Source organism: Oleiphilus sp. HI0132 (genome assembly GCF_001635845.1).
On sequence record NZ_LWGJ01001681.1, the window covers coordinates 1 to 7,141 of the forward strand.

General features: G+C 43.2%; 7 protein-coding genes. 4 read left to right on the forward strand and 3 right to left on the reverse strand.

The genetic code is table 11. The annotated features are described in order from the left end of the window. Nucleotides 1-14: 14 nt before the first annotated feature. Entirely contained in the window at nt 15-1,616 is a 1,602-nt protein-coding gene (locus A3766_RS25795; RefSeq protein WP_068633123.1) for an FAD-binding dehydrogenase, read from the reverse strand. Between the two features lie 157 nt (nt 1,617-1,773). On the opposite strand from A3766_RS25795, the gene A3766_RS25800 reads away from it, so the two are divergent. The 4 genes from A3766_RS25800 to A3766_RS25815 all read left to right on the forward strand — a co-directional run bounded on the left by A3766_RS25800 (nt 1,774) and on the right by A3766_RS25815 (nt 5,071). After that, on the forward strand, nt 1,774-2,736 hold the full coding sequence (locus A3766_RS25800) for a LuxR C-terminal-related transcriptional regulator (protein WP_068508456.1): 963 nt from the start codon (nt 1,774-1,776) through the stop codon (nt 2,734-2,736). Nucleotides 2,737-2,816: 80 nt separating this feature from the next. Continuing rightward, complete coding sequence (locus A3766_RS25805; protein WP_068633125.1) at nt 2,817-3,263, forward strand: universal stress protein; 447 nt, start codon at nt 2,817-2,819, stop codon at nt 3,261-3,263. A gap of 126 nt (nt 3,264-3,389) precedes the next feature. Next, a complete protein-coding gene (locus A3766_RS25810) occupies nt 3,390-4,781 on the forward strand; it encodes a cytochrome P450 (protein ID WP_197475504.1) in 1,392 nt (463 codons plus the stop codon). Between the two features lie 11 nt (nt 4,782-4,792). Continuing rightward, nucleotides 4,793-5,071 (forward strand): peptidylprolyl isomerase, encoded by a 279-nt coding sequence (locus A3766_RS25815; protein WP_068508461.1) that lies wholly within the window; start codon nt 4,793-4,795, stop codon nt 5,069-5,071. A 163-nt stretch (nt 5,072-5,234) separates the two neighbouring features. On the opposite strand, the gene A3766_RS25820 is transcribed toward A3766_RS25815, so the two are convergent. After that, nucleotides 5,235-5,918, reverse strand: coding sequence for a carbonic anhydrase (locus tag A3766_RS25820; RefSeq protein WP_068508463.1), 684 nt, complete (start codon nt 5,916-5,918; stop codon nt 5,235-5,237). Between the two features lie 172 nt (nt 5,919-6,090). Beyond that, nucleotides 6,091-6,894, reverse strand: coding sequence for a hypothetical protein (locus tag A3766_RS25825; RefSeq protein ID WP_068508465.1), 804 nt, complete (start codon nt 6,892-6,894; stop codon nt 6,091-6,093). Nucleotides 6,895-7,141: the final 247 nt, after the last annotated feature.

Sequence of the window (7,141 nt, forward strand, 5' to 3'; positions counted from 1 at the left end):
ATCTGCCCTTAGTATTAGTTGATTGCGTCAATTGCGCTACGCGCCGTCAGTACACAGCCGGATAAGAACGTGCCCTCTAGAGACTTAAATCCGCTGGCACCGCCACCGCCAAAACCCGCTGCTTCACCAATCGCGTACAAGCCTGGAATTGCTGCACCCTCTGAGCTCAAGACCTGGCTTTGCAAATTAGTCTGTATGCCACCAAGGCTTTTTCTGGAAATGAGTCTGAGCTTAATCGCGATTAACGGACCGGATTTGTCACTTACAATGGGGGCAGGTTTACATGTTCTGACTTTGTCGGATCGCCATGCCCTGGCTTGCTGAATACGCCTAACCTGGTCATCGTTCCATAAAGCCGGCCCTCGTGATAGCATTTGGTCATAATCACTAACAGCAGCTTTAACATTGTCACAGCTCAAAACTTTTTCATCATCAAGAGCCTTCATCTGGGTAAGGAGTTCATCCATATTCTGTGCAACGATAAAGTGGTCACTTTCAGTAGAGATTTTCTCAATTAGCGTGTGATTTCCTAGCAATATTTCCTTTAAAAAGCTAAGTAACTTTCTGTCTCGAATCGAGGGGTTATGCTCCGAACCGGAGATTGCGAATTCTTTTGCAGCGATACCCCAGTTCAAAACCTGCCAGGTATAAGGTTCTTCTAGCTGGGCAACGCGACGACATAACTCATTTGTGTCAAAACCAGTAACGAGTGGATCAGGGCCAATACGATTGCCTTTAGCGTCAAGCCACAAAGCAGATTTACATGGGATCAAGCTTAAGCCATGGCCTTCAAATTGTGGCTGAGGATGCGGAATACCTGCCGCATAATTCCACATTTTATCAAGATGCGTAACACTCCCCCCCAAATTTGAAACGAGCTCATGCAATGCGCCATCGGCATAAGGGTGAGATCCGTTTAGGATTTCTTTCGGTGGCAAGCCCCAAGGTTTGTACCAATGCTCCCTAACCTTGTCGATACTGCCGTTAATCCCGCCACATGCAGCAATAGTATGCTCAGCCTCAAACTCTACTACCTTTTTAGTCTCTTCACTTTCACTTCGACAGCCCACTACGCGGCCATTTTCAGATACCAACTGAACTACACGATGTCGATAAAAGAACTGAAGACTATCACGGTTAGAATGCTTAGCCAGTTTTTCTAGAAACAATTCAACCAAGCGGTGACCAGTGCCCCAAATTACGTGATACCGGGGAACGCTATTACCATCGCCATTTAGCCCACGTTCTACCCAGTTTACGGCCGGAAAGAACTTTAAGCCTTTGTCACATAGCCAATGAAATACGCGCTCTGCGGAATTCTGCACGTAGTATTCAGCCCAACGTTTAGGCCATTCATCCTGTTCACTGAACTGAGCGAATGAATGCCAATCTTTTAAGGCAAGTTCAGGAGAATCTTTTATGCCCATACGTTCCTGAAGTGGTGTCCCCACCAAGGCCATACCACCAAACGCCAACTTTGCCAGGCCACCGGAATTACCTTCAATATCTCGATCAACCAACGAGACACTTAGACCTTTTTCCAAGCATTCATGCGCCGCAATTAAACCCGCAATTCCAGCACCAACAATAAGTACATCACTTTTAATAGCTGCCATCTTTCTTGCCTTGTTACCAAATCAATAAACTAAACAAAGTTTGCCAAAGCTCTTTACTTAAGAGGATAGTAAAATTAGCCTAATGGCCTTAGATTGAGACATAGAAGAAATAAAACCATTCTAACAATAATAGCCCTTTACCTGGATTCCACTAGGCATGAGTGAAACCGAAGCATTTATTAGTCACCTATATCGAGCAACCAAGCGCGTTGATATTGAGTATTATCGCCAGTGGGCCCTAAACGAATTACAGTCATTTCTTGATATCGACGCTGCGATCTGGAGCACCGGACATTTAAGTACGCGCACTTTTCACACACACACAACACTTAATCTACCAACTAGTTTTCCAGACACCTTAATAGAACACATTAAAATAAATCCAATCAGCAATAGCTTGTTTGCTCATGCTGGTGAAGCTGTAGATATGGCTGATGTAATTAACGACAGTGACTTTTATCGTTCTGAAATCTATCACTCGGTTTTTGAGCCGCATGGAATAAAACGTATTTTAAGTTCACTACACATAGCTTCAAGAAGCGGTATCTATACCCTTCTCTCTGTGTACCGCACTGACAAAGATAGAAAGTTCTCAGATAACGAAAAGAAAAGACATCAACGAGTATTATTTCATCTTATACAAGCTGCCTCTCATGCTTGCATGCTAAGCATGGAAGATAGGTCGGAGGGCGAGGAGCAGTACTACGCGATATGCGACCGTCACGGCATTTACCATGAGGTCGAAACAGAGTTTCTCGACATAGTCGAGCTTTGCTTTAAAGGAAGTAAGGAATTAAATACGCAAAAGCAAATCCTTCCCTTAAAACTCCCTTTGAATGAACAACAGAGAGAAAAACAGAACTACATCTTTAGCTCTCAGCAGCTGGGAGATCTCTTCCGAATAGGCGTTCGCCAAAGAAATAAACTCGACCAGCTAACCCAAAGGGAGCTAGATGTCGTAAAAGGCGTGACCAAGGGTTTAAGCTTTAAATTAATCGCAAAACAACTCGGCCTGAGCCCATCAACAATATCAAACCATCTATATCGTATTTATCATAAGTTAAATATTAATAGCCGTGAGCAGCTTGCTCAACTCATGGGAGACATAGAGCTAAAATAATTGCTGGTTGATGTAAGTCATTACATAGCAAACGCGCTCATGCCAAACTAGACTAAAGCTACAATAAAGGAGAATCACCAATGAGCCTATATAATAGTATACTCGTCGCTTTAGAGTGCGGCAAAGACGCGCAACAAGTGCTCAACAAAGCATCTGCACTGGCTGAACAAAATCCTTCAGCCAAAATTCATTTAGTTCACGTTGTACTCGACCTGATTGTGGCTGACTGGGCAGGCAGTCCAGGCCAGATACCGCCTCCATTAGATCAAGAAGCTCTCGCACAGTCGGGTGCAGACTACCTTCGCCCCTTCATTGAAGAGGCAGGGCTGGATCCAAATAATCTAATTATGTGCTTTGGGCCACCGGCTCAACAAATCCTTAAACAGGCAGATAACCTAAATGCAGATGTCATTGTTGCAGGTAGTCATAGTCGCCACGGGTTTGAAGTACTGCTAGGCTCTACAGCTCATAAGATTTTGAACCTCGCTGAATGTGATGTACTGCTAGTGCGCTGCCCCAAGAGCTAAATAATCGAAGATGTTGATAGCAGCATCCCAATTTTGGAATGCTGTTTCTCATCCTAGCCTTTGTGACTACCAGTCATTTTATGGCAAAGTAAGCCCTCCTTAATAAATATAAAAATGAGGAATACAATGTCATCAGCCGCGATAACCTATACAGAAACAAACCAAGCAATACCCCAAGAACGTGGACAAGTGATTCTAGGATGCCTTAACGAGTTTGCTCGAGACCCCTTGGCCTTCTTCCACCGTTTAATGTCTACCTACCCGGACATAGTGGAATTCCACATCCCTTTTAACAATATGGCGCTTGTCACAAGTGGTGACTTAAGCCACCAAATTCTTGTAAGCCAAGCAAAAAAATTTAGAAAGTCAGACCGAGACGTTGCTGTCATGGGAACCGTTTTGGGAAAGGGGCTGATAACAAACAATGACCTTGCTAATCATAAGACTCAAAGGAAATTAGTACAGCCAGGCTTCCACTTCCGTAGAATTGAGTCTTACGCTAAAACTATGAGCGATTATACAAGCAGAATGACGCAAGATTGGAAGGCGGGTAACAGGGATATTGCTGATGATATGTTCAAGCTGACAATGTATATCGTCAGCAAGACTCTGTTTGATACAGATATGGAACATATGCAAAGCAATGCAAATAATATTGGTGAAACAATGCACATCGTTCAAACGGAAACTAACAAACGGTTTCAGCAGGCTTTAGTTTTTCCTGACTGGGTTCCCACCCGAGGAAACCGTCGCTTGGTCGCTGCCAAAAAGGCATTGCACAAAACAATTAGCAGTATGATAGAAACAAGAAAGAACTCAGACTTAACAAATGCTGATAAAAAACCAGATATGATGTCAATGCTGCTCGAAGCTAAATACGAAGACGGAAGCAGCATGCCAACCGAGCTCGTGATGGATGAACTAATCACACTATTTACCGCAGGCCATGAAACAACATCAAATGCCTTAAGTTGGACATTCTACTTGCTCGCTCTACATCCAGATATTCAGGCAAAGCTTCATGCCGAGTTAGACAGTGTTTTAAACGATCAAGACGCTCAGTTTGAACACCTAGGTGAGCTTAACTATACTGATATGGTCATTAAGGAATCAATGCGCTTGTTACCGCCAGTCTGGACGCTAAACAACCGACAAGCCAATGACGACATTGACATAGGCTCATATCATATTCCCAAAGATAAAGTTATCTTCCTATCACCTTATGCGAACCACTTAAACCCACGTTATTTTGAAAACCCGAACCGCTTCGATCCAGAGCGTTTTTCACCAGAAAACGAGAAAAACATACCAAAGCATGTTTATATACCTTTTGGCTCGGGGCCACGATTTTGCATTGTGCAATCATTTGCGATGATGGAAGCGAAAATAATACTTGCAACAATTATGAGAAGATTCGAAGTCGAATTAGATGAAAACAATGTGTTTGACCCTCAACCTCTCATTACGCTCTCGAATAATAAGGGCATGCAAGTTAAACTAAAAAGCCGAGATAATTAGAGACTTTGCTAATGAAAACTGCGATGGCGCGTCATATTCTTGTAAAAGATGAGCAAACTGCCAACACGATAAAACAAGCCTTGGCTAAAGGGGGTGACTTTGCAAAACTGGCGCGCAAGCACTCTAGCTGCCCTAGCAAAAAGAATGGTGGCGACTTAGGCGAAATTCGGCCTGGTGACTTAGTTAAGCCCGTTGAACAAGTAATTTTCAAAAAAGCATTAAAGACCGTTCACGGTCCAGTAAAGTCAAAATTTGGCTATCACCTGATCGAAGTTTACTTTCGAGGCTAAGATAACAACTAAAAGCTGCCTAAAGCTGCTTTTAGTTGTTATCTTAGATTGACAGCCCTCGTAAGACATTAGCACCAATATCGCCATTAGCACCGATCACCAAAACTTTCATTGTAGATCCTTATTATTCTCTTTTACCTTCCTTGCTATTTCATATGCCAGATTAATGGTCCGCGTTGCATGCACCGGCCTGTTGGGATTCAAGATACGCTTTTACATCCTCGGCGTAACGTTCCTCAACGGGCACAAACTCACCACGTTCATCATCAAAAGCCCTTACGTCTCCGGCACCAATATCGTAGGTCCAGGCATGTAGCTGAATTTTATTGGTAGAAAGTTTGGCAGCAACATGAGGGTGGGTCTTTAAATGCTGCAACTGAAGCAAAACGTTTTCATCAATCAACATAGCCAGACGTTCATCATGGGAGCCCTCTGGCAGCTTTTCCATAACAATCTGATGCGCAGCCTTTGAGTAGCTGAGCCATTGTGTCACATGAGGAAGGTTAGTGAGCGAGTCAGGGTCCATCACGCCGGCCATTGCCCCACAACAGGTGTGTCCACACACAATAATATGTTTGACTTCAAGAACGGCAACAGCATACTCAATCGTTGCCGTGGTACCACCAGTATAGTTGCTATGCGGTGGAACAATATTGCCTGCATTTCGACATATGAATAGTTCCCCTGGTTCCGTCTGAACTAAAAGGTTTGGGTCAATACGAGAATCAGAGCATGTAATAAAAAGAGCTTCTGGATGCTGCCCTTTCACAAGTTGATCGAATAGTTCTTTCTTCTGAGGGTACACTTCGGTTTTGAATCGTACGATTCCACTGGCTATTTTTGGCATATCAATTCTCTATAACTCAATTAACGTGTTGAATAATAGCTTTCTCAACCGGTATAGGGAAGCGATATAGCAAGGAAAAGCCCTAACTAATTTTTTATGTTCGAGCGCCCTATTTTGACGCATAAAAAAACAGGCTCGCGCCTGTTTTTTTATGTATAACAACGTAGAGGGCTTAGTTTCTCGCGGTAATTGTGTAGCTGGAATCTGGATGATACTTGATATCAGACATGTAAATGCTTCCCATAGTTGGGCCGCTAGTATTTCCTTTAACTCGAATATTCTCCATGCTAATTCGAGCAATTTCTGTCGGCATATATATTTTTATACCGCCTTCGTCAGTAATTTCTATAGGCCCTCTTCCTTCCTGGTATTTCAAACCCTCAATAGAAATATCTGCTTCAATCAGGTTAGATATCGGACCAACACCTGCCATGGTTAATACACTGTCCGCTAACTCATAAGCCACTTGCTCATCCTTCGGCTCTTCATATTCATCTTCGTCGTTATATTTATGCTGAAAACCGGCAACCGCTCCGTCAGCATTCTGACCGATGCTAAGCCCCATACCTGGTATTGGACCGAACCCTTGGGCATTAACACCTGCCAAAGCTTCGTCATCAAGCATCTGCATGCCGCCAAACTTACCTAACTGTTCTCGTGTTAGCTCAGCGCTACTGGTGTTATTAATTGGTAAAGCTGCAGCGGGACTCGCAGCCATAGCAAGCATCGGTTGAAACGGCGCCGCAGCCAAAGCAACAAATGCTGCAGTGTAACGGTAACGAGACTGATGCTTAAGTGTTCTATTTAGCTCTTTCTCACTAATCCAGCCTTGCTTAATTAAGACCTCACCAAGCATCATGTTCTCGGAGGCTTGAAGCTGAAGTGCTTGATCAAGTTGCGCTTCGCTAATATAACCGCGGTTTACTAATAAGCGCCCAAGTCTGGATTTTGCTATTTGCTCATTATGCTTAGTCATACTTCCCCCGGGATAGTCGATCTTTATCTTATTAAGGTACTCTGAATCATTAATGGCTTATTAAAATATATACAGCCACCTAAGTAGTTGGTGAAATAATGGCCAGAAAAAGCCAATTTGTATGTGGGAGATTGATTTCGGTCAGTAACAAGATGTTATCCTGTGTCTATTCATGTGAATAGACACCGTTTTTGCTTTATACTAAGCACCGAAAATATTCATAGCTTGCTGATTTAATTAACCTTTC

Excerpts from the sequence above, each read along its gene's own strand:
- A3766_RS25810 (WP_197475504.1), top strand. The coding sequence starts at position 3,390 with ATGTCATCAGCCGCGATAACCTATACAGAAACAAACCAAGCAATACCC.
- A3766_RS25795 (WP_068633123.1), bottom strand. The coding sequence starts at position 1,616 with ATGGCAGCTATTAAAAGTGATGTACTTATTGTTGGTGCTGGAATTGCG.
- A3766_RS25800 (WP_068508456.1), top strand. The coding sequence starts at position 1,774 with ATGAGTGAAACCGAAGCATTTATTAGTCACCTATATCGAGCAACCAAG.
- A3766_RS25825 (WP_068508465.1), bottom strand. The coding sequence starts at position 6,894 with ATGACTAAGCATAATGAGCAAATAGCAAAATCCAGACTTGGGCGCTTA.
- A3766_RS25815 (WP_068508461.1), top strand. The coding sequence starts at position 4,793 with ATGAAAACTGCGATGGCGCGTCATATTCTTGTAAAAGATGAGCAAACT.
- A3766_RS25805 (WP_068633125.1), top strand. The coding sequence starts at position 2,817 with ATGAGCCTATATAATAGTATACTCGTCGCTTTAGAGTGCGGCAAAGAC.
- A3766_RS25820 (WP_068508463.1), bottom strand. The coding sequence starts at position 5,918 with ATGCCAAAAATAGCCAGTGGAATCGTACGATTCAAAACCGAAGTGTAC.